16 protein-coding genes are annotated in these 18,808 nt (G+C 59.4%); 4 read left to right on the top strand and 12 right to left on the bottom strand.

The genetic code is table 11. The features are described from left to right. The first annotated feature begins 49 nt into the window (after positions 1 to 49). Positions 50 to 535: a MaoC family dehydratase gene (locus GTW23_RS01045; RefSeq protein WP_252914296.1), complete on the top strand. Its 486-nt coding sequence runs from the start codon at positions 50 to 52 to the stop codon at positions 533 to 535. A 57-nt stretch (positions 536 to 592) separates the two neighbouring features. Here the strand turns inward: GTW23_RS01045 and GTW23_RS01040 are convergent, their stop codons facing one another. Genes GTW23_RS01040 through GTW23_RS01020 form a run of 5 tightly spaced genes read right to left on the bottom strand, consistent with a single transcriptional unit; the run spans position 593 to position 6,091 of the window. After that, positions 593 to 1,147: a sarcosine oxidase subunit gamma gene (locus tag GTW23_RS01040; RefSeq protein ID WP_252914295.1), complete on the bottom strand. Its 555-nt coding sequence runs from the start codon at positions 1,145 to 1,147 to the stop codon at positions 593 to 595. Next, positions 1,140 to 4,136, bottom strand: a complete 2,997-nt coding sequence (locus GTW23_RS01035; protein ID WP_252914294.1) for a sarcosine oxidase subunit alpha — start codon at positions 4,134 to 4,136, stop codon at positions 1,140 to 1,142. The genes GTW23_RS01040 and GTW23_RS01035 overlap by 8 nt, the downstream gene beginning before the upstream one ends. Further along, complete coding sequence (locus GTW23_RS01030) at positions 4,133 to 4,456, bottom strand: sarcosine oxidase subunit delta (RefSeq protein ID WP_152010359.1); 324 nt, start codon at positions 4,454 to 4,456, stop codon at positions 4,133 to 4,135. Before GTW23_RS01030 ends, GTW23_RS01035 begins: the two co-directional genes overlap by 4 nt. Positions 4,457 to 4,470: 14 nt before the next feature. Next, entirely contained in the window at positions 4,471 to 4,821 is a 351-nt protein-coding gene (locus GTW23_RS01025) for a cupin domain-containing protein (RefSeq protein ID WP_375590522.1), read from the bottom strand. A gap of 16 nt (positions 4,822 to 4,837) precedes the next feature. After that, positions 4,838 to 6,091 carry a sarcosine oxidase subunit beta gene (locus GTW23_RS01020; protein WP_252914292.1) on the bottom strand — a complete coding sequence of 418 codons (1,254 nt, stop codon included), beginning with the start codon at positions 6,089 to 6,091 and terminating at the stop codon, positions 4,838 to 4,840. A 335-nt stretch (positions 6,092 to 6,426) separates the two neighbouring features. On the opposite strand from GTW23_RS01020, the gene rpsU reads away from it, so the two are divergent. From rpsU to GTW23_RS01005, 3 genes are all read left to right on the top strand, one after another. Continuing rightward, positions 6,427 to 6,663, top strand: a complete 237-nt coding sequence (gene rpsU / locus GTW23_RS01015) for a 30S ribosomal protein S21 (RefSeq protein WP_152010362.1) — start codon at positions 6,427 to 6,429, stop codon at positions 6,661 to 6,663. Between the two features lie 190 nt (positions 6,664 to 6,853). Next, positions 6,854 to 7,645, top strand: coding sequence for a tetratricopeptide repeat protein (locus GTW23_RS01010; protein WP_252914291.1), 792 nt, complete (start codon positions 6,854 to 6,856; stop codon positions 7,643 to 7,645). 182 nt (positions 7,646 to 7,827) lie between these two features. Next, entirely contained in the window at positions 7,828 to 8,328 is a 501-nt protein-coding gene (locus GTW23_RS01005; protein ID WP_252914290.1) for a DUF992 domain-containing protein, read from the top strand. Positions 8,329 to 8,408: 80 nt separating this feature from the next. On the opposite strand, the gene GTW23_RS01000 is transcribed toward GTW23_RS01005, so the two are convergent. The 7 genes from GTW23_RS01000 to GTW23_RS00970 all read right to left on the bottom strand — a co-directional run bounded on the left by GTW23_RS01000 (position 8,409) and on the right by GTW23_RS00970 (position 18,786). Next, on the bottom strand, positions 8,409 to 9,809 hold the full coding sequence (locus GTW23_RS01000) for an NAD(P)(+) transhydrogenase (Re/Si-specific) subunit beta (RefSeq protein ID WP_152010365.1): 1,401 nt from the start codon (positions 9,807 to 9,809) through the stop codon (positions 8,409 to 8,411). A 10-nt stretch (positions 9,810 to 9,819) separates the two neighbouring features. Then, positions 9,820 to 10,239: an NAD(P) transhydrogenase subunit alpha part 2 gene (locus GTW23_RS00995; RefSeq protein WP_252914289.1), complete on the bottom strand. Its 420-nt coding sequence runs from the start codon at positions 10,237 to 10,239 to the stop codon at positions 9,820 to 9,822. Next, a complete protein-coding gene (locus GTW23_RS00990) occupies positions 10,239 to 11,390 on the bottom strand; it encodes a Re/Si-specific NAD(P)(+) transhydrogenase subunit alpha (protein ID WP_152010367.1) in 1,152 nt (383 codons plus the stop codon). The genes GTW23_RS00995 and GTW23_RS00990 overlap by 1 nt, the downstream gene beginning before the upstream one ends. Before the next feature lie 80 nt (positions 11,391 to 11,470). After that, positions 11,471 to 11,695 carry an aa3-type cytochrome c oxidase subunit IV gene (locus GTW23_RS00985; protein ID WP_152010368.1) on the bottom strand — a complete coding sequence of 75 codons (225 nt, stop codon included), beginning with the start codon at positions 11,693 to 11,695 and terminating at the stop codon, positions 11,471 to 11,473. 147 nt (positions 11,696 to 11,842) lie between these two features. After that, on the bottom strand, positions 11,843 to 12,580 hold the full coding sequence (locus tag GTW23_RS00980; RefSeq protein ID WP_252914288.1) for an N-acyl amino acid synthase FeeM domain-containing protein: 738 nt from the start codon (positions 12,578 to 12,580) through the stop codon (positions 11,843 to 11,845). A gap of 237 nt (positions 12,581 to 12,817) precedes the next feature. Continuing rightward, complete coding sequence (locus GTW23_RS00975; RefSeq protein ID WP_252914287.1) at positions 12,818 to 15,145, bottom strand: putative bifunctional diguanylate cyclase/phosphodiesterase; 2,328 nt, start codon at positions 15,143 to 15,145, stop codon at positions 12,818 to 12,820. A gap of 158 nt (positions 15,146 to 15,303) precedes the next feature. Then, a complete protein-coding gene (locus GTW23_RS00970; protein WP_252914286.1) occupies positions 15,304 to 18,786 on the bottom strand; it encodes an indolepyruvate ferredoxin oxidoreductase family protein in 3,483 nt (1,160 codons plus the stop codon). Positions 18,787 to 18,808: the final 22 nt, after the last annotated feature.

The following is an 18,808-nucleotide window of genomic DNA, read 5'->3' as shown; positions in this document are numbered from 1 at the left end:
AAACGCCTCCGCACCAAAACGCCTCCGCATATGAGATCGGGAGAAACCTGTGCAGCGAGAAATTTCACTTTCAGAAGTCGAGGGCCTCGTCGGAAGCGAGCTCGGACTGTCCGACTGGATGGAGGTCCCGCAATCCCGCATCGACAAGTTTGCCGATGCCACCGACGACCACCAGTTCATTCACGTCGATCCCGAACGTGCAGCAGAGACGCCCTTTGGCGGAACCATTGCGCATGGTTTCCTGACCCTCTCGCTGCTTTCGGCGATGAATTACAATTGCGTCCCCAGGATACGTGAGCAGACGATGGGGATCAATTACGGCTTCGACAAGATCCGCTTCATGGCCCCGGTGCCTGCTGGCGCGCGTGTCCGCGGCCGCTTCGTGCTGGAATCGGCCCGGTTTCGCGGCGCCGGCATGCTGATGACCACTTATGTGGTGACCATCGAGATCGAGAATTCCAAAAAGCCGGCGCTGGTCGCCAATTGGCAAACCATCATCCAGTTTGACCCCAAGGATCGCCCTTCGGACGATTGAACGTCGACTGACGATCCCAAACGAGTTGCCGCCTCCGCCGGAATTCCTACCCGGCAATCAGGCCAGGCAATCCCTCGCCGCTTCCGAAAGCAGAATGAAAGCATAATCTGAAAACGAACGCCAGCATTCCACCCTGTAGTCGTCCTCGCCGGTCCGAATGATCACCACCTCAATCTTACCCATCACCGTACGGGTGGCTGAACCGACCGGAAAGACCCTGTCACTCAGGTTCTGCGGACAGCCGCTTTGCACCGTTGCCCGCGCGCCATTGCCGCTGACAAGTACCGCCGTGTTGCGGTGAGAGATGTCGACCGCGGAATGTAGCGTGGTGATTTTCTCAAGATCCTTCAGCGGATCGGCGTTTTCATCGATGATCAGCCATTCGTCCGGGCCAAGCCATGCGGCCAGCCGCCCCTTGTCGTTCTGAACGGATGTCTTCGGGGTCATCGGCAACTCAAGACCAAGCTTCTTGGAAACGGTCTTGGCTGCGGCCGGGTCGACACGCAACGAAACGCGATAAGCGGCACCAGCAGGCGTCAAGCTGACACCCGCGGCTCCGCCGACGCGGCCTGATAACGGTTCGATGCGATTGGCGTGAGCGATATCAGCCATTCAGGCGCACTCCTTCCTTGTCGATGAACACGGTGTCCGTGACTTCCACTTCGATGGTCTTGTCGGGCATCGGCACGTAAAGCGTCTTGCCCTTGATCGACCGCCCGTCAATGACCACACCCATTGCAATCGACCGGCCACAGTTCTCCGACCAGTAGGAGGATGTCACGTGACCGATCATCGTCATGGGAACCGTCTGGTTCGGATCGGCAACGATCTGAGCGCCTTCCTCGAGAACCGTGTTCGGATCCTTGGTGACGAGACCGACAAGCTGCTTGCGGCCGCTTGCCACCAGATCCGGCCGTTTCATGCCGCGGATGCCGACAAAATCGGCCTTCTTCTTGGCAACCGCCCAGTTCAGGCCCGCGTCATCGGGTGTCACCGTGCCATCGGTATCCTGGCCGACGATGATATAGCCCTTCTCTGCGCGCAGTACGTGCATGGTCTCGGTACCATAAGCGCAGGCGCCAAGCGGCTCTGCCCGTTCCCACAGCGCCTTCCAGACCGCCTTACCGTAATCGGCCGGAACATTGACCTCGAAGCCGGCTTCCCCGGTGAACGACATTCGGAACAGCCGTGTCGGCACACCGCTGATCTTGCCCTCGCGGACGCTCATATGCGGCATCGCCTCATTGGAAAGATCGATGTCTTCGACCAGTGGCGCGATGATCTCACGCGCTTTCGGCCCCTGTACGGCGATTACCGCCCATTGCTCGGTCGTCGATGTCAGCCAGACCTTGAGATGGGGAAACTCGGTCTGCAGATAGTCTTCCATATGGTGCATGACCCGCGGCGCGCCGCCGGTCGTCGTGGTCACATGAAAGCGGTCCTCGGCCAGACGCCCAACCACGCCATCATCATAGATGAAGCCGTCCTCGCGCAGCATGATGCCGTATTTGCAGCGGCCCGGCTCCAGCTTGTCCCAGCCATTGGTGTACATCAGATTGAGGAACTCCGCCGCGTCGGGACCGACCACCTCGATCTTGCCCAGCGTCGAGGCGTCGAACATGCCGGCAACCTCGCGCACAGTGCGGCACTCGCGGTTGACCGCCTGGTGCATGTCCTCGCCGGCACGCGGGTAATACCATGCCCGTTTCCACTGGCCGACATCCTCAAACACAGCACCTTGGGTTTCTTCCCAGCCGTGCATCGGCGTCAGCCGGGTCGGGTCGAACAGCGCTCCGCGCGAATGATTGACGATCGCGCCGAACGTCACCGGCGTGTAGGGCGAGCGGAACGTGGTCAGTCCCACCTGGGGCAAGGGCTTGTCGAGCATTTCGGCGGCAATTGCCAGGCCGTGAATGTTGGAGGTCTTGCCCTGATCGGTGGCCATGCCATTGGTGGTGAAGCGCTTCACGTGCTCGATCGAGTGCATGCCTTCGCGCACGGCGAGACGAATATCCTTGGCGGTCACATCGTTCTGGAAGTCGACAAAAGCCTTCACTGTTGTGTCCGGGCCCGCGCCACCCGCCGAGCCCATCATGCTTCCAGCCCAGGAGGTTTGTGTCTCCGCGTCCGGCGCAGCGGGCGGTTTGCCGGCCTCAACTCCTGCGGAGAGTGCCGCCTCATGGCCTGCCTTCATCGCACCGGCAATCGCTTCGGCCAAATCGTCAACGCCATTGCAGGCACCGACGCTGACGCAATCCTGGACATTGCGGCCCGGCAGGAAGCGTTTGCTTTCCTCGTCCCAGACCACCTTGCCGCGCGATTGCGAATACATGTGCACCGAAGGTGTCCAACCGGCCGACATGATCAAAGCATCGACGGCAATATCCCGTGTCGACCCGCCCGACGCCTTGCCAACCTTCATAGATTTGACGCGGAGTTTCCCGGAGGTGTCGAGAACCGATTGACCGGCGAACACCTCGATACCGAGTTCCTTGGCCCGCGCCACCAGTGCCGGATCTGGATCAGGACGCACATCGACGATCGCCGGCACCGATACGCCCGCCTGCTTGAGATCGAAGGCGGCGTTCCAGGCCGAATCGCAGGCCGTGTAGACCCCGACCTTGGCGCCGACCGCGACACCGAAGTGATTGAGATAGGTCCGTGCCGCCGAGGCAAGCATGATGCCGGGCCGGTCGTTGTTGGCAAACACCATGTGCCGCTCGATCGCGCCGGTGGCGATCACCACCTGCCTGGCCCGGACCTGCCAGAGCCGCTCGCGCGGCAGGGACGGATCGGGATTGGCGAGATGCTCGGTCACCCGTTCGACCAGGCCGACATGGTTTTGTGCCTGGTATCCGAATGCCGTGGTCCGTGTCAGTACCCGGACATTGTCCATGGCGCGAAGCTCTGCCGTCACCGCCTGCGCCCAGTCCCAGCCCGGCTGACCATCCACCGTCGCATCGGTTTCGTGGTGAAACGCGCCGCCGGTCTCCGGCTGCTCGTCGCACAGGATCACTTGCGCACCGGCATGGGCTGCCGCAAGGGCTGCCGAAAGACCGGTGGCGCCGCCGCCGATCACCAGCACATCGCAATGGGCGAAATGGTTGGAATAATGGTCCGGATCCGGCTCGCTCGGAGCCACGCCGAGACCGGCCGCAGCCCGGATCACCGGCTCGTAGATCTTCTTCCAGGCAGCCTTCGGCCACATGAAGGTCTTGTAGTAAAAGCCAGCCGCGAAGAATGGCGACGCGAGATTGTTGAGTCCGCCGACATCGAAGGCGAGCGACGGCCAGCGGTTCTGCGACCGGGTCTGCATGCCGTCATAGACTTCCTGCACCGTCGCCCGGATGTTCGGTGTCCGCCGCACCGCATCGCGGCCGACATCCATCAGCGCATTGGGTTCCTCCGGCCCGGCTGAGAGCATGCCTCGCGGCCGGTGGTACTTGAACGACCGCCCGGTCAGGTGAATGCCGTTGGCAAGCAGCGCCGAAGCCAGCGTATCGCCTTCCACAGCGGTCAGAATCCTGTTGTCGAATTTGAAACGCAGGGTTTTCGCCGGCGTCAGCCGGCCCTTGCCCTTGATCCGGTTTGCGCCGCTCATTGTGCCGCTCCCTTGACGGTCAGCACACCGTCGTCACCACGCTCGACCTCGGCCCGCGGTTCGCCCGCCTTGTAGGTCGTGACAAAACGGTCGCTCACCGTGTCGCGTACCGCGTTGAAGAACCGCGCGCAGCCGTGAATATGCCGCCAGCGCTCATAGGTGACACCCTTCGGGTTGGCGCGAATGAAGAAGAACTTCTCGAACTCCTCGTCGCTGATACCGGCGATGTCTTTCGGCCGTTCGATATGTGCCTCGCCCGTGTTGCGGAATTCGAGCTCGGGCCTTTCTTCCTGGCAGTAGGGACAATGGATCAGAAGCATCGCTTGGTCCTTGGTCAGATCTTGGTTTTGATCACGGCGGTTTCGGGGTCGCCGGTATTGGGTGTGCCGGCAGGCTCGATAATGACGAGATGGGTTTCCTCGTCGGCGCGCGGGCAATGTTCGACACCCTTCGGCACCACGTACATCTCGCCTGGCCCCAGCACGACATCGCCATCGCGCATCTGGATGGTCAGCCTGCCTGAGAGCACGAGGAACAGGTCATCGGTATCGGGATGCGAGTGCCAGTTGAACTCGCCATTCACCTTCACCACCATCACGTCATGGCCATTGAACCCGGCGACAATCCTGGGGGACCAAAGCTCGCCGAAGGTTGAGAGTTTCTCAGCCAGATTGATGGATTGCATGTTCATCACCCGCGCCTCAATGCGCCACGGCCGCTGCCGCGGCTTCGTCGATCAACCGGCCCGTCTGGAATCGTTCCAGCGTGAACGGAGCGTTGATCTTGTGCGGCTCGTCACGCGCGATCGTATGCGCAAAAACATTGGCCGATCCGGGGGTGGCCTTGAAGCCGCCGGTGCCCCAGCCGCAATTCACATAGAGCCCCTTCACCGGGGTCTTCGAAAGAATCGGCGAGCGGTCGGGCGTCACATCGACAATGCCGCCCCAGGAGCGCAGCATCTTCATCCGTGTGAACATCGGGAACATCTCGCAGATGGCATCGAGTGTGTGGCTGAGAATGTGCAGCCCACCGGTCTGCGAATAGGACGTATACTGGTCGGTCCCTGCCCCGATCACCAGCTCGCCCTTGTCCGACTGCGAGATATAGGCATGGACCGTGTTGGACATGACCACGCAAGGGAAAACCGGCTTGACCGGCTCGGAGACCAGCGCCTGCAGCGGGTAGCTCTCGAGCGGCATCCGCACACCGGCCATTTCCATGATCACCGAGGTGTGCCCGGCCGCCACGATGCCAACCTTCTTGGCACCGATGAAACCACGGCTGGTATCCACACCCGAAACTGATCCGTCCGCCGCACGGCGCACGCCGGTGACTTCGCAGTTCTGGATGATATGAACGCCCATGTCGGCCGCGGCGCGCGCATAACCCCAGGCCACCGCATCATGGCGGGCCGTGCCGCCGCGGCGCTGCAAGGCCGCACCCACTACCGGATAGCGTGCCGACTGGTTGATATTGAGCGGCGGGCAGAATTCCTTGGCCTGTTCCGGCGTCAACCATTCATTGTCAATGCCGTTGAGCCGGTTGGCATGGATATGCCGCTTGAAAACTTGCGTGTCATGGACATTGTGCGCCAGCATCATCACGCCACGCGCCGAATACATCACATTGTAATTGAGGTCCTGCGACAGCCCGTCCCAAAGCTTGAGCGCGTGGTCGTAAAGCCCCGCGCTTTCATCATAGAGATAGTTTGAGCGGATAATCGTGGTGTTGCGGCCGGTGTTGCCGCCGCCGAGCCAGCCCTTTTCGATTACGGCGATATTGGTGATACCGTGCTCTTTGGCCAGATAGTAGGCGGTTCCAAGCCCGTGGCCGCCGGCGCCGACAATGATAACGTCGTAGTCCTTTTTCGGCTCGGGCGAGCTCCATTGCTCGGGCCAGCCCTTGTGGCCGCGCATTGCCTCGCGGGCAACGGCAAAAGCAGAGTACTTGCGCATATCTGTCTGGCTCCAAACGGGTTTGGTATTACGTGACCAAGCAAGAGCAAATTCGAATGCTCCGCATCGGCTCTTTTGCGACTTCCGGACCACCATGAATGTCGCAGTGCGCTTTGTCGCACCCGGACCTTCCAGCCTGTCCTTGGAAACCTGCATGTTTTGCACGGCAATGAAAAATACTCCGGCACCTGCATTGTCAAGTTGCCGGGGACTGGACTTGAGCGTTCGAAACTGGTATCTGCCACCTCAATCGTAACGCCCTCGGCCGAACGAACGGAATTTTTGTTTGCCAGGGTTGCTTCAGCCAACCGAAAACTCGAAGGAACGGGATCAACGTGCAGGTACTTGTCCGCGATAACAATGTCGATCAGGCGCTCCGCGCTCTCAAGAAGAAAATGCAGCGTGAAGGCATTTTCCGCGAAATGAAGATGCGTGATTTTTATGAGAAGCCGTCGCAGAAGCGGGCTCGCGAGAAGGCAGAAGCCGTTCGCCGCGTCCGCAAGCTGGCCCGCAAGCGGGCGCAGCGCGAAGGTCTTATCGGTGGCGGTCGCCCCGCAGCGCCTTCTCGCTGATCCAGCCGTTTTTTTGCCCTTTTAGGGTTGCATGAATTGGAGGCGGAGACGAGTATTCGTCTCCGCCTTTTTCCGTGTGGTGGGCCGGCTTGATGCCGGGCAAGCAAATGATGGGGCGTGAACGATGGGCTTGATTTCAGCCGTTGAAACAAAACGAAGGGGGCCGACCGGCACCCGTTCCTTGTTGTTGATGGCTGCGTTTTCCGCAATCTCCATCGCACTGACAGGCTGTAATACAACGGCACCGGTCGACACGATCTCGATCGACCGGACCCAGGGCACGGAAGAAAACATCTCCTCGCTGACCGATGTTATCCGGCGGAACCCTTCCGATCCCGAGGGCTACAATGTGCGCGGGTCGGCCTATGGGCGCTCCGGTCAGTTCCGCAACGCTCTGGACGATTTCAACCGCGCCATCGAGCTCAACCCGTCCTTTTTTCAGGCCTATTCGAACCGCGCCCTGATCCACCGGTCGATGGGCAACCTGGTCGAGGCCGCCAATGACTACAATCGCGCGCTGCAGATCAATCCGCGCTACGATGTAGCCTATATCGGCAGGGGCAACCTCTATCGCCAGGCCGGGCGGACCAACGAGGCGATGAATGATTTCAATCGCGCCATCAGCCTGCAGACCACGGATCCGCGTGCCTACCACAATCGCGGACTGATCAAACAGTTGCGCAACGAACATACGCAGGCGATCGAGGATTTCTCCGCGTCCATTTCGCTGGCTCCGAATTCGCCCGAACCTTACAACGGCCGGGGCATTTCCTACGTCGCGCTGAACGACGATGAAAATGCTTTCGCCGACTTCAACCGAGCCATCGAGCTCAACCAGCGGGTAGCAGAATCCTGGGCCAATCAGGCGCTGATCTATGAGCGTCGCGGTGACAAGGCACGGGCTGCAAAATCCTACGCCCGCGCGGCTCAACTTGATCCCAAGTACCGCCCAGCGGTCGATGGGCTTGCCCGCGTCCGCTGACATTTCCGTCGCATTCTCAGCCGCAACACTCTGCCGGACACTAAAAGCGGATACCGCGCATGGTGGTGACCAGAGGCAGGCGGCTGATCGATTTCACTCCTTATCCAAAAGCAGGTCCGCGGAACCATTGAAACCCGAGCACGTTGTGGTGTCGAACCAACAAACAGAAAAGTGAGTTCGACATGATCGGGAAGACGAAAATTTCGGCTGCGGCTGCAGCCATCGCTACCATCGCACTTGGCGCTTCAGCCGTTCCCTCACAGGCGGACAGCGTTGAACTGGGACTGCTGGAATGCGTCGTCGATGGCGGCACTGGATTTATCTTCGGCTCCTCCAAGGACCTTTCCTGCGAGTACACGCCGGCAAACGCCACCGCCCCTACTGAAGCCTATTTCGGCGTCATCAACAAATTCGGACTGGACATTGGTGTGACCGGGACCACCGTCATCCAGTGGATCGTTCTTGCACCGACCACGGACTACGAGTACCAGCCCGGCTCGCTTTCCGGCGATTATCAGGGCGTCTCTGCCGAAGCCACCGCAGCGGCCGGCGCCGGCGTCAACCTGCTGGTCGGCGGCTCGGACGACACATTCTCGCTCCAGCCTGTCAGCGTTCAGGCGCAGGAAGGCGTCAATGTCGCCATCGGCATTGCGGAACTGCAGCTACGCTCGATCGCCGACTGATCGAACAATCAGCATCCACAATGCAAGAAAGGCCCGGACACTTGTTCCGGGCCTTTCCATTTCAGCTTCGCGCTTAATGCTCAGCCGTGTTCGATCGCCTTGACGATGTCGTCGGTCATCTTCTTGGCATCGCCCAGCAGCATCATCGTGCCGTCCTTGTAGAACAGCGTGTTGTCGATACCGGCATAGCCTGAACCGAGCGACCGCTTGACGAAGAGACAGGTACGGGCCTTGTCGACATCCAGGATCGGCATGCCGTAGATCGGCGAGGACTTGTCGTCGCGTGCTGCCGGGTTGGTCACGTCATTGGCGCCGATCACATAGGCCACGTCGGCCTGTGCGAATTCCGAGTTGATGTCCTCGAGTTCGAAGACCTCGTCATACGGCACATTCGCTTCCGCCAGCAGCACGTTCATGTGGCCGGGCATGCGACCGGCCACCGGGTGGATGGCATACTTCACCTCAACACCCTGCTCCTTGAGCTTGTCTGCCAGTTCGCGGGTTGCGTGCTGCGCCTGGGCGACTGCCATGCCGTAGCCTGGCACGATGATCACCTTGGAGGCATTGGCCATCAGGAATGCGGCATCGTCGGCGGAGCCGAGCTTGACCGTACGGTCGATGTCGTCGTCGCCTGCCGCCGCACTCTCGCCGCCAAACCCGCCGAGAATGACGGATATGAACGACCGGTTCATGCCCTTGCACATGATGTAGGACAGGATTGCACCGGAAGATCCCACCAGCGCACCGGTGATGATCAGCGCCAGGTTGCCGAGTGTGAAGCCGATACCGGCCGCAGCCCAGCCCGAATAGGAATTGAGCATCGACACCACCACCGGCATGTCGGCTCCGCCGATCGGAACGATGATCAGCACGCCCAAGACAAGCGACAGCACGACGATCAGCCAGAAAACGGTGTAGCTTTCGGTCGCCACCAGCATCCCGACAAGTACGACAATGCCAATGGCAAGCGCCGCATTGATGACATGGCGCATGGGCAGCATGATCGGCTTGCCGGACATCCGGCCGTCCAGCTTCAGGAACGCGATGATCGATCCGGTGAAGGTAATGGCACCGATTGCAACGCCAAGCGACATCTCGATGAGTGCCTGCGCATGGATCTCGCCCACCTCGCCGATACCGAAGGCGTGCGGCGAATAGAGCGCCGCAGCAGCAACCAGCACGGCGGCAAGGCCGACAAGGCTGTGAAAGCCTGCGACCAGCTGTGGCATCGACGTCATGGCGATCTTGCGGGCAATGTAGGCACCCGCGCCGCCACCGATGGCAAGACCCGCGATGATCAGCACAAACCCGCCGAACGACGGTTGCGCCAGAAGCAGTGTCGTCACGATGGCGATCGCCATGCCGACCATGCCGTAGAGGTTGCCCTGGCGGCTGGTGGTCGGATGCGAAAGGCCCCTCAGAGCCATGATGAAAAGAACGCCCGAAACGAGGTAGGCGAATGCGGCAAAATTTTCTGACATCAGCCGGCCCTCACTTCTCTTTTTTCTTGTACATGGCCAGCATCCGCTGGGTGACGAGGAAGCCACCAAAGATGTTGACCGACGCGAGCACCAGCGCAACAAATCCGAACCCGGTTGCCCAACCCGAAAGCGAAGCACCGACTGCGAGCAACGCACCGACGACGATGACGGAGGAGATCGCGTTCGTGACCGCCATCAGCGGTGTGTGCAGCGCCGGCGTCACCGACCAGACCACGTAGTATCCCACGAAGATCGCCAGCACGAAGATCGCCAGCCGGAAGACGAACGGATCGATCGCGCCGCCGCTTGCGGCATGAACCGCGGCAGCCACGCCATCACCGGCGGGACCGGCATTTTCCGCAGCTGCCCGGACAGCGCTTACGGCCTGCTCCAGGTTTTCAAGAGCGGTATCAAGTGCGGACCCTGCCATCATGCTGCTCCCTTGCTTGTTTCGCCACCAAAGGCCGGATGGACGACGGCACCACCATGGGTAAGCGCGGTTGCTTTGACCAACTCGTCTTCCATGTTCACGGAAACCGTCTTGGCTTCCTTGTCGATCATCGTGTCCAGGAATGTCAGCAGGTTCTTCGCATAAAGAAGCGATGCGCTTGCCGCGATCTGGCCAGGCATGTTGAGGATGCCGATCACTGTCACTCCATCGACCGTGACGGTTTCTCCCGCCTTGGAGCCTTCGATATTGCCGCCACGCTCGACCGCGAGATCGACCGCGACCGAGCCGAGACGCATGCTCTTGAGCATGTCCTTGGAGATCAGCTTGGGCGCCGGACGCCCGGGAATAAGTGCCGTGGTGATGACGATGTCCTGCTTGGAAATGTGATCTGCGACCAAGGCGGCCTGCTTGGCCTGATATTCCTTCGACATTTCCTTGGCGTACCCGCCCGAGGTTTCCGCTGCTTTGAACTCATCGTCCTCGACGGCGATAAACTTGGCACCAAGCGAGGCAACCTGTTCCTTGGCGGCAGGCCGCACGTCGGTCGCCGAAACCGCCGCTCCGAGACGGCGGGCTGTTGCAATTGCTTGCAGTCCTGCCACGCCGGCACCCATGACGAACACCTTGGCGGCAGGGACCGTGCCCGCTGCGGTCATCATCATCGGCATCGCCCTGTCAAACACATGCGCCGCTTCGATCACGGCCTGGTATCCCGCAAGGTTTGCCTGCGAGGACAGCACATCCATCGATTGAGCGCGCGTGATCCGCGGCATCAGTTCCATGGCGAAAGCGGTAACACCTGCCTTGGCCAGAGCCGCAAGGGCCTTCTCGTTGCCGTAAGGATCCATCTGCGCCAGCACGATCGCGCCGGATTTGAGAGACTTGATTTCGGTCTCGGACGGACGCCGCACACGAAGCACGACATCGGCCTTCTTCGCATCCGCGGCTGTCCCGGCCTTTGCGCCGGCTGCAACGAAGTCCGCGTCAGCAATCCGCGATTTCTCGCCGGCGCCTTTCTGCACGATGACATCGAGACCAAGCGCGGTCATCTTCTTTACGGTCTCCGGCGACGCGGCAACGCGCGATTCCAGTGAATCTGATTCTTTGGCTACAAAAACGATGGCGCCCACGAGAGCCCCTCCTTTGGCAAACAGGATGAGACGAGTCGAGACGGATCAGACGGGATCCGATACCAACACGCGGCGAACGTTCAACGGGCGAGAAGGCTGCCGCCGATGCTCAGAACGATGAATGACAGGATACCGGTTATCGCACCTGCGCCGGTAAAGAAGTACACGGCCATTGCGATGAGCAAGGCGACAATCACGATTGTCCCGTACTTGGCGCCTGCCAGAAACAGCGCATAGGTTTTTTCATGCTCGGAATAATCCATAGCAGCACCGGTTTCGGCAGGACCGTTCATCTGTTCAGCCATACTGTAGCTCCCCAATTGGCAATTCATGCACGGATTACACAAACCTCGACCATTGTGCAATGGACATCAGGTCACAGGACGGTGGCAAAGCCCCGGCGCATTCTCACCCGCGCCTCAGCCAGACAGCCGCATGAACGTGCCGATTGATCAGCCGGCCTGCTGGAGTGCATAGCGTGCCGTCGGCCGGATGGTCAGCGGCGGCATGTACAGTTCCTGCCTTGGCGCGAACATCAGTCGGCGCTCGCAGAGTTGGGAATTGAAAAATGGAAAACGGTCATAGATATTCTGCAATTCGACATGCGCATTGGACGCATGCAGCTCGATATTGCTGTCGTATTTTTCAAAATACCTCGGCTCCACAAGCGGATGGGAATTGAAGATCCGCTTGTAGAAAGCCCGATGATTCGGCTTGATTACCGAGAGGCAGTAGTCCGTGTGAAAATAATCTGTGGCCATGGTCGCGACCCTGAGGGTCAGGTACGGCAGGGCAGGATACTCGCGCATGATATCCGGGTCAGCTGCAAACCTGACTGGATCGATGAACGTCTGGCCGGCATCCAGCAAGGGGTTCATAACGTCGGGAAAATGCGAAACCGCAACGCTATCGCGCTGTGCGGAGGTCACGTGATGAACGCGGATGGTCGACACCAGTTGTTCGTCGAAATAGATGCCCATCACATGGGCATTGGGCTTGAAATCAAGGTCGTCGATCAGCAATGAGCCATTCTGCGGCGCAAGCCCCACCATGGTGAAGGCCTTGTAGCGAATACGGGCAACATCCTCGAGATCGTTCGCGTTGTCGACGCGGCGATACTCGATGCTCTCCAGGAAGCGCATGACGCTTGCACTGAAGCCCGTAATTTTGCCTTGAGCCGCATTGGCCATTGATGACAAGTCCTCATCGTTGCGTACGACGAAAGCTTATCGTTAAATTTGTCTTAATCAATCGCGCCAGGCCGGCTTCAGCGCGCTAACCCTTCATTAAGGTTAACGAAACCTGAAATTGCGATGGAAAAACAATGACGCTATGAAAAAATGCCGGGGAGAATTCATCGGTCTAATTGCAAGCTCGTTTTGCCTACAACCAGACGAGAGCTTGTGACTGTATGTGCGGCGAACGCCTTAGTTGCCGGACTTCCGCACCTGCTCCGCCTCGCCGACAACGCTAAGCCGTCGCGGGTTGCTGGACAGCTTGTTTGCCAGCTCGATAAAGGATCCGTGCGGCATCGGGGTGCCGAAAATGTATCCCTGGATGATATCGGCGCAATTGTTTTCGCTGATCATCACCAGCTGATCTTCGGTTTCAACACCCTCGACAACCACCTCAAGTCCGAGCTCACGGGCAAGGTGGACCACTCCCCGCAGCAGCTTCAGCTTTTTCGGATCCTTGGTCAGATCCCGCACGAACGACCGGTCGATCTTGACCTTGTTGAGCGGCAGCATGTCGAGATAACTCAGGCTGGAGTAACCGGTACCGAAATCGTCGATGGCGATCGACAGGCCCATGGAACGAAGTTCCGTGAGGATTTCGCGCGCGGTCTTCAGGTCATTCATGAGACCGCTTTCGGTGATCTCCAGTTGCAGCCGGCCGGGCGGTAGGTCGGTGCGGTCGAGAGCGTCGGCAATCACCGAAATGATCGCCCTGTCATTGAGATCATGAGCGGAGAGATTGACCGAGACCTGAAGGTTCCCCGGCCAGTTCGCCGCATCCTGCAAGGCGCGCTCGATTACGCACCGCGTCAGTTCGCTGATGATTCCCATTTCTTCGGCAAGCGGAATGTAGACCGCCGGCGAGACCGGCCCCAGCTCAGGATGAATCCAGCGGGAAAGCGCTTCAGCACCCACGATCCGGGTGCCCTGGGTGTTGAACATCGGCTGATAGAACAGGTCCATTGCCCCGGTCCGGATCGCCTCACGCAACGCCGCCTTCATGCCCTGGCGCTCCGAATAGCGCTGGTCCATGGAAGCCTCGAACAGGGTCCATCGGTTCTTGTCCCGCCGCTTTGCCTCATACAGCGCAAGATCGGCCTGGATATGCATTTCCTCGATCTGAACGCCCGATACCGGCGCCATCACCACACCGCCCGAAAGGCTGATGAAGAGCTTGTGCCCGTCAATGATGTAGGTTCCGCGCAACGTGTCGATCACGTGATCCATCGTGGCGTGAAGATCATCGAGATCCTTCACCTCGGGCAGGAACAGCACGAACTCATCACCACCGAAACGCGAAACCACGAATTTCGGCCGCGACAGCGAGCGGAGCCTGTTGGCGATCGCACACAGCAGCTTGTCGCCGTTGACGTGACCCATCGTGTCGTTGACATGCTTGAAATCATCAATGTCCAGCACGGCCAGCGCCAATTGTTGGCCCGGCTTTGCGCTGGCAATCTTCATACCAACCACTTCCTTGAACCAGGACCGGTTTGGCAGGTTGGTAAGATTGTCAAACCGCGCCATGTGCAGGATACGCTTCTCGGACTGGATCCGTTCGGACACATCTTCGAATATCAGCACCACGCCCTTTTCGCCGCGATAGCGCGCGGTGAATTCAAGCCAGGTTGTCTTGTCAAACCGCACCAGGGCCCGATCATCCCGACCACTGACGAGACTGTCGAGATGCTGGTTGATTTGCCCGAAATTCTCTTTCGCGATCACTCCATTGCGGGTACCCAGCCTCAACGCGGCTTTGAGCGCGCGCCCGGTCAGGTCCGTGTTCCTGTCAATGCTGAAGAATTCGCGTGCCTTGCGGTTGGCGACTTCTATCCGCCCGTCCCCGTCAAGCATGAACAGGCCATGGGACATGTTGTTGAGAGCAGTATCAAATCTTTCGGCAATTTCCGCGGTCTTCCGTTCGGCGGTAACCGAGTTGAAAAGGAAATCACGCACGCCATTGGCCATCGAGCGTGTCGTCAGGAAAAGCGGCAGCAGCAGCACCGCAAGAACCATCATGAACGGGTCCCGCGCCATCAGGAAGCCCGCCATCATCGGCAGGCAGGCGGCGAGGATGATCATGTCGACGTTGAGTTTAGAGCCAAAGTTCCGCCCGACCACCGAGATCATCGTGGCGATGGTGACCGAAATGGCCGCAAGTTCGGCAAACGGATCCTGCGCCATGACAAGCGCATGACCACAAACGGTCCCCAAAATGAAGGCCGCGACGAGGGAGCCGGCGACATAGCGCTTCTCCCAACGCAACGTGTCTGCCAGCTTGAAAGTCGATTTGTCCTTCCGGTCGAAGGCCATCATGTCGAGGGTCCGCGCTGCCCAGGTCACGAACAGGGCCAGGGCGGCATAGAGATAGAAAGGATCATCGATACGCAGATAGATAGCCAGGGTCGTGACGAGATGGGCCACCATCCCTGCAGCCAACGTGCCCCGCTTTTGATAAAGCGAGGCAACGAAGGACAGACGAACCTCGTCTGCAAATGTTGTGTTGTCTGCGGGCTGCATGAACACTAATCCCTGAATCTGAGACAGCAACGTACCAGAGGGAAATTAAGAACACATTTATCCGACACCCATTTTGGACAACAATCTCAATGAATTATCGTTTCCAAAATCTCGGTTAACAAGTTAATAATTAGGAAATACTAAAGTAACTTGAAAAGTTATTCCGCAGCAATTGAATCAGGTCTGGAAACTCCTTCAAGGATTGACTTCTTGGATTTCTCTTTCTCGGGAAATATTGACTTGAAATTACGCTTCTTGACGTGCCCGTAACCTTTTATTTTCATGGGATATGCAAGAAACTCCGAAATCTGGTCAGAATTATCCCTCCGCAGGGCAACGCAGATCTGCTTCAATTCATCCACAAACACTGCCAGGATCTCGCGCTCCATACGCCGTTCGTCACTGTAGCCGAACATATCAAGAGGCGTTCCTCGCAACACCTTGAGCGTCGCCAGAACAGGAAACAGCACCCTCATTGCTCCACCAAAAGAGGTTTTCTTCGGGTGGCCGTTGGCGTCCTTGCGTCCAAGTACCGGGGGTGCCATGTGGTATTCGAGCTTGTCATAACTCTCGAACTGTCTACCCAGCTGCCGCTTGAAGCTGCCATCGCTGTAAAGACGCGCCACTTCGTACTCATCCTTGATCGCCATCAGCTTGAACAACGAACGCGCGGCAGCCTCGGAAACCGGCCCCGCTTCGCCGCAGGCAAGCACTTCGGCTTCCACAAGCGGTTGCAGCGTTTCCCGGTATTTCACGGCCCAGGCCTTGTTCTGGTAGCCGCGGAGAAACTCCGCTCGGCGGTCGATGATGTCGGCAACGGTTTCCTTGGCCGCAGGCTCCGCGGCCCCAGGCTGGTCGGACATCAGCGCCTCGACGGACTGCGGGTCATGCGCCGCCTTCCTGCCCCAGCGGAAAGCCGCGATGTTCATCGTCACCGCCTGGCCATTGAGACGAATGGCTTCCTCCACCGAGGCAGGTGTCAGAGGCAGGGCACCCTTTTGCGACGCCATTCCCAGCATGAACATGTTGGCCGCGATGGCGTTGCCGAACAGGCGCGTGGCTGCGAGCGTCGCGTTGAAGAAACTGGTGCGATCCGCTCCGGCAGCCTTGACAATCGCCCGCTTCAGCCGCTCCGTCGGCAGGGAAAAGTCCGCATTGCGGGTGAAATCGCCTGGCATGACCTCACTGGTGTTGACCAGGAACGCGGTTTCACCTTCACGCACCGACGTCAGCACCTTCCGGGATCCCGAAACAACCAGATCACAGCCAAGCACCAGGTCGGCCTTGCCCGCGGAAATTCGGATGGCGTGAATGTCTTCAGGCTTGCTGGCGATGCGGACATGGGAAAACACCGCCCCGCCCTTCTGCGCCAGGCCGGCCATGTCGATCATGCCGCATCCCTTGCCTTCCAGATGCGCGGCCATGCCCAGAATGGCGCCAATTGTCACCACGCCGGTTCCACCAACGCCATCGATGATCGATGCCCAACCATGGTTGAGGGAGGCAACTTGGGGATCCGGCAGCCCTTCCAGGGGATCGGGCGCCGATTTGAGCACAGTGGTGTCCGCCTTGCGGATGCGTCCGCCATGCACGGTTACGAACGACGGACAAAACCCCTCGATACAGGAATAGTCCTTGTTGCAGCTGGACTGGTCGATCTTGCGCTTGCGCCCGAATTCGGTTTCGACAGGCTGGATCGAAACGCAGTTCGACTGGACACCGCAGTCACCGCAACCCTCACAGACCAGTTCATTGATGAAGACCCGTTTGTCCGGATCGGGATAGGTGCCCCGCTTCCTGCGCCTCCGCTTCTCGGCAGCGCAGGTCTGATCATAGATCAGAACCGTCACACCCGGCACGTCCCGCAGTTCGCGTTGCACGGCATCCATCTCGGAGCGGTGATGAATGCTCATTGCGGACGGCCAGGCCGTGCCTGCCGGATACCTGTCCGGATCATCGCTGACCAGAGCGATACGTTCGACACCTTCGGCGCGAACCTGGCGCGCAATGGCGTCAGCGGTCAGCCCGCCTTCATGGGTCTGTCCACCCGTCATCGCAACGGCATCATTGTAGAGGATCTTGTAGGTGATGTTGGCGCCCGAGGCGATCGCAAACCGCAACGCCAGAACACCGGAATGGTTGTAAGTACCGTCCCCGAGGTTCTGGAAGATATGCTCACGCGTGGTGAATGGCGCCTGGCCGACCCACTGCGCCCCCTCGCCGCCCATTTGCGTGAACCCGCTTGTATCCCTATCCATCCACAACGACATGAAATGACATCCGATCCCGGCTGCGGCAACCGAGCCCTCCGGAACCTTGGTCGAGGAATTGTGCGGGCACCCCGAGCAGAAATAGGGCGTGCGCGTCGACACGTCCGAAACAGTCGCCAGCATGCTCTGGAACTGGCGGATGCGCTTCACCTTGGCGTCAATGTCTTCAGCGTATCCGATTACCTTCAGGACGCGTTCGCCGACGGCGACGGCGATATCGTTGGGATCGAGCGCCCCCTTCACCGGGAACAGCCAGTCGCCGCGCTCGTCGCGCTTGCCGACCACCACCGGCTGGCGCGCGGTGCCGTAGAGCGCTTCGCGCAACTGGCTTTCCAGCAGCGACCGCTTCTCCTCGACGACAATCACCATGTCGAGACCATCGACGAATTCGGCCATGTCGGGCAAATCAAACGGCCAGGGACAGGCCACCTTGAACAGCCGGACGCCGATCTGGTTGGCCCGCGCCTCGTCGATCCCCAGGTCGTCAAGAGCCTGGCGCACATCCAGATAGTTCTTGCCAACCGTCAGGATGCCGATCTTGGCATTGGTCCCGCCTGAATAGATGATCCTGTTGAGGCCGTTTGCGCGAATATATGCACTCGCCGCATCGCGCTTGTATTCATGCAGCCGCATTTCCTGACCGAGAAAATCGAGGTCGTTGGCCCTGATGTTGAGCCCGCCCGGAGGCACTGTGAAATCAGGCAGGATGATCTTAAGACGGTCAACACCCGCATCCACCGATGCAGTCGATTCGACGTTGTCCTTGACACATTTGAGAGCGGCCCAGGTTCCGGCAAACCGGGACATGGCAAACCCGTGCAGGCCGTAATCGATCATTTCCTGCACGCCGGCCGGGTTGAGAATCGGAATCATCGTGTCGATGAAATTGAACTCGGTCTGGTGCGCATTGGTCGAACTTTCCGCCGTATGGTCATCGCCCATCAGCGCCAGCACGCCGCCATGCCGGGATGACCCGGCAAGGTTTGCGTGACGGAACACGTCGCCCGAACGGTCGACGCCAGGGCCCTTGCCGTACCAAAGCGCAAACACGCCGTCATACTTGCCGGTTCCATCCAGGCCGGACTGCTGCGTTCCCCAGCAAGCTGTCGCGGCAAGTTCTTCGTTCAGACCCGGCTGGAACACGATATTGCGCTCCGTCAGGGAGCGCTGCGCACGCAGGATCTGCTGGTCGAGGCCACCAAGCGGAGATCCACGATAGCCGGAAACGAAGCCCGCGGTGTTGAGACCTGCCCGACGGTCCCGCTCATGTTGCATCATCAGCAGGCGAACCACTGCCTGGGATCCAGTGACGAAGATGCGCTCCTTGGTCAGGTCGAACTTGTCGTCGAGCGAAACATCATGGACTGTCATTTCCGGTCTCCTCAAACCTGTG

This window comes from Parahoeflea alexandrii (assembly GCF_024105735.1).
Lineage (GTDB): Bacteria > Pseudomonadota > Alphaproteobacteria > Rhizobiales > Rhizobiaceae > Hoeflea > Hoeflea alexandrii.
The sequence above is the reverse complement of the archived record's forward strand: the minus strand, read 5'-3'. Positions and strand labels throughout refer to the sequence as shown.

Excerpts from the sequence above, each read along its gene's own strand:
- GTW23_RS00980 (WP_252914288.1), bottom strand. The coding sequence starts at position 12,580 with ATGGCCAATGCGGCTCAAGGCAAAATTACGGGCTTCAGTGCAAGCGTC.
- GTW23_RS00985 (WP_152010368.1), bottom strand. The coding sequence starts at position 11,695 with ATGGCTGAACAGATGAACGGTCCTGCCGAAACCGGTGCTGCTATGGAT.
- GTW23_RS00970 (WP_252914286.1), bottom strand. The coding sequence starts at position 18,786 with ATGACAGTCCATGATGTTTCGCTCGACGACAAGTTCGACCTGACCAAG.
- GTW23_RS01000 (WP_152010365.1), bottom strand. The coding sequence starts at position 9,809 with ATGTCAGAAAATTTTGCCGCATTCGCCTACCTCGTTTCGGGCGTTCTT.
- GTW23_RS01030 (WP_152010359.1), bottom strand. The coding sequence starts at position 4,456 with ATGCTTCTGATCCATTGTCCCTACTGCCAGGAAGAAAGGCCCGAGCTC.
- GTW23_RS01020 (WP_252914292.1), bottom strand. The coding sequence starts at position 6,091 with ATGCGCAAGTACTCTGCTTTTGCCGTTGCCCGCGAGGCAATGCGCGGC.
- GTW23_RS01025 (WP_375590522.1), bottom strand. The coding sequence starts at position 4,821 with ATGCAATCCATCAATCTGGCTGAGAAACTCTCAACCTTCGGCGAGCTT.
- GTW23_RS01035 (WP_252914294.1), bottom strand. The coding sequence starts at position 4,136 with ATGAGCGGCGCAAACCGGATCAAGGGCAAGGGCCGGCTGACGCCGGCG.
- GTW23_RS01040 (WP_252914295.1), bottom strand. The coding sequence starts at position 1,147 with ATGGCTGATATCGCTCACGCCAATCGCATCGAACCGTTATCAGGCCGC.
- GTW23_RS00995 (WP_252914289.1), bottom strand. The coding sequence starts at position 10,239 with ATGGCAGGGTCCGCACTTGATACCGCTCTTGAAAACCTGGAGCAGGCC.
- GTW23_RS01010 (WP_252914291.1), top strand. The coding sequence starts at position 6,854 with ATGGCTGCGTTTTCCGCAATCTCCATCGCACTGACAGGCTGTAATACA.
- GTW23_RS01005 (WP_252914290.1), top strand. The coding sequence starts at position 7,828 with ATGATCGGGAAGACGAAAATTTCGGCTGCGGCTGCAGCCATCGCTACC.
- GTW23_RS00975 (WP_252914287.1), bottom strand. The coding sequence starts at position 15,145 with ATGCAGCCCGCAGACAACACAACATTTGCAGACGAGGTTCGTCTGTCC.